This is a genomic window from Microtetraspora sp. AC03309, from assembly GCF_020826795.1.
Taxonomy (GTDB): domain Bacteria; phylum Actinomycetota; class Actinomycetes; order Streptosporangiales; family Streptosporangiaceae; genus Microtetraspora; species Microtetraspora glauca.
The window spans coordinates 1-615 of the sequence record NZ_JADDIL010000354.1; the positions used below are offsets into that span (position 1 = coordinate 1).

The 615-nt window shown below is 66.5% G+C and carries 1 protein-coding gene; it reads right to left on the reverse strand.

What is annotated here, in order from left to right; translation table 11 throughout:
* Positions 1–308, reverse strand: a 308-nt coding sequence (locus IMZ11_RS43295; protein WP_228649472.1) for a hypothetical protein, incomplete at its 3' end; no start/stop codon positions are given.
* Positions 309–615: the final 307 nt, after the last annotated feature.

The following is a 615-nucleotide window of genomic DNA, read 5'->3' on the forward strand; positions in this document are numbered from 1 at the left end:
AGGATCGATTCGATATCATAGTTGTTCTCGGCAATCGCTGTCGAGGTGCCCAACTTCTTCGAGGTTGCGGTCGAGGGGGCTGACGGCGCCGGTTCTGGTGCCGCCACCGGTGCCCGGTAGAAGACGAAGAACATCACCGCTGCCAGGGCCATGGCCAGCACCGACACGGCGATACCGGTGATCGCACTACCCGCGCCGCGCCCCTCGCGCTGTACTGCCTGCAGCCCCAAGACACCCGCGACGACGCCGAAGACCCCGACGGGTATCGCCACGAATCCGATACCGGCGGGCACGAACGCGACGGCCAAGGCGCAGATCCCGACGACCAACGCAATCAGGGGCCAACGGGATCCCGCTGTCGGCGGTGGCGGCGGATCCGGCGGTGTGCCGAAAGGCTGCATCGGGCTTCCGAATGCGCCGTTGTCAGCGGGCCAACCGCTTCCCCACTGGGTCATCGCGTGACGAGCCCCCGATCACGGTTGAAAGTACCTGTGAACACCCCTGCGCGAGCATCGTAACCGGCTCTGGCCTGGGGAGCTGACACCAATTTCCCCTCGGCTCGGGCCTGCAAACGGCATCGCGCGGCGGTATACCGGCATGCCCCGAGACTGCCCC